The sequence below is a fragment of the Cyanobacteriota bacterium genome (assembly GCA_025054735.1).
Classification (GTDB): Bacteria; Cyanobacteriota; Cyanobacteriia; order SKYG9; family SKYG9; genus SKYG9.
On sequence record JANWZG010000501.1, the window covers coordinates 1 to 2,413 of the forward strand.

A 2,413-nucleotide genomic window follows, 5' to 3' on the forward strand; every position below is an offset into this window, starting at 1 on the left:
TGACATGAAGCTGGGGTCAGAGATTATTGATCACCTGCTGCGGCTGCCTCTGCGCTACTTCGATCGGCGACCCGTGGGTGAATTAGCGACTCGGGTCAATGAGCTAGAAAATATTCGTCAATTCATGACGAGTACCGCTCTCACCGTGGTGCTCGATGCGGTCTTCTCCACCCTATACATTGTGGTGATGTTTATCTATAGTTGGCTACTGACCCTAGTAGCCCTAGCCACTATTCCCCTGTTTGCGGCACTCACCATCATTGCTGCCCCCATCATTCGTCGGCAATTGCGGGAAAAAGCGGAACGAAATGCTGAAACTCAGTCTCACTTAGTAGAGGTGCTGAATGGCATTCAAACCGTTAAGGCTCAGAATATTGAGTTACGGTCTCGCTGGCGCTGGCAAGAGCAATATGCCCGCTATGTCTCGGCTGGGTTTAAGACCGTGCTCACCTCGACAGCGGCTAGTTCTACCAGTAATCTGCTCAGCCAGCTATCGGGCTTGTTGGTGCTGTGGGTTGGTGCCTATTTGGTTCTAAAACAGGAAATGAGCCTAGGTCAGTTAATTGCTTTCCGCATTATTGCAGGCTATGTCACGCAGCCGCTGTTGCGCCTAGTGCAGTTGTGGCAAAACTTCCAGCAGACAGCACTGTCCTTAGAGCGGTTAGCAGACATTGTGGACACTCCCCAAGAGACAGATGCCCTCGATCGCAATAACATTCCCATGCCCACCATTCGCGGTGCAGTCACCTATGAGAATGTGTCATTCCGGTTTTCGGGCACTGGTCCTATGCAGATCAACAATGTTGACCTAGACATTCCTGAAGGTACCTTCGTGGGCATTGTGGGGCAGAGTGGCTCTGGTAAGAGTACGTTGATGAAGCTATTGCCCCGACTATACGAGGTCAACGGTGGACGTATTTTGATCGATGGCTATGACATCAGTAAAGTAGAGCTATATTCCCTACGATCCCAAATTGGGTTGGTGCCCCAAGAGCCTCTTTTGTTTGATGGCACTATCCAAGAAAACATCGCCCTGACCCTGCCCGATGCCCCCACGGAAGACATTATTGCAGCGGCAAAGCTAGCGGTTGCCCATGACTTTATTATGGGGCTGCCTAGTGCCTACAACACCCGTGTGGGTGAGCGGGGTGCATCCCTGTCCGGTGGACAACGGCAACGCATTGCGATCGCTCGCACCATTCTCCAAAACCCAGAACTATTAATCTTGGACGAGGCTACCAGCGCCTTGGACTATGAAACCGAGCGCCAAGTGTGCCAAAACTTGATTAGTGCATTTCATGGACGCACCGTGTTCTTTATTACCCATCGTCTGCGTACTATCCAGTCGGCGGATGTGATCATTGTTATGGATCGTGGCTCCATCGTGGAGCAAGGCACCCACGATGAGCTAATTGCCCAAAAGGGGCGATACTATTGCCTCTATCAGCAGCAGGAAGTCATGGCAGTCTAAAGGTCTCGATGTCTTGTAATAGTTTCAGGTGATGTGACCAGCAGCCAGTACCTAATAACTCGTACTCACTAGCAGCAAAAGGACAACGAACGATGAACCTCTATAGCGGCAATGGCAACGGCCAATCTGCACCCTTGTCTGGTGGCAGCAGACCCCCAGTTACTCCTACAACTGTGCAAGCCCAGGGCGATCGCAACTGGCGCAAGAACTATCAACCTGCGGGCGAAGCCTTTGATCAGTCAGTTGTGCTGCGACAGCCCCACTCATGGTCGCGGGCCATCATTTGGACCTTGATGGGCGTGACCACAGCGGTTATTGCCTGGGCCTGCATTGCCAAGACAGATGAGGCTGTGCCTGCCCAGGGCAAACTGGAACCAGAGGCTAAAGTAGCTGAGGTGCAGGTTCCCGTCAATGGCGTAGTCAAGGAAGTGTTGATTAAAGATGGGGATAGGGTGCAGAAAGACGAGATTTTGCTAAAGCTGGATCCGACTGTTTCCAAAGCTCAAGAAACTGCTCTCCGTCAAGTCCGCAAAGCCCTTGTGGAAGAGAATGAATATTACCAAGCCCAGCTAAACAATGATCCCAGTCAGCCAGTGCCTGCATCGTTGTCACCCCAACAGGCGTTGCTAACCCAGAACCGCGCAGCCTTAATCGCTGAAAACCAAGTGTATCGACTACAACTGTCGGGGGCAGCCTCTAGCGGCAATCTGACCCCTGAAGAGCAGGCACGGTTGCGATCGGGTACGACGGAAATTGCCTCGCGCATTAATGCTGCTGAACTAGAGGTAACTCAATTACAACGGCAACTAGCTCAGGTACAAACCCAAATTGCCGGGGCAAAACAGCTCCTAGAGGTCGATCAAGGCATTCTTAGAAATTTGACTAAGCTATACCAAGAGGGTGGCATTGCTCAACTCCAATACCTTCAGCAGCAGCAACAGG

2 protein-coding genes are annotated in these 2,413 nt (G+C 51.7%); both read left to right on the plus strand.

All coding sequences use genetic code 11. The features are described 5' to 3' along the window. On the plus strand, positions 1 to 1,471 hold a 1,471-nt coding region (locus NZ772_17375; protein ID MCS6815328.1), incomplete at its 5' end, for a peptidase domain-containing ABC transporter. Positions 1,472 to 1,563: 92 nt separating this feature from the next. Continuing rightward, the coding region (locus tag NZ772_17380) for an HlyD family secretion protein (GenBank protein MCS6815329.1) at positions 1,564 to 2,413 on the plus strand (850 nt) is incomplete at its 3' end.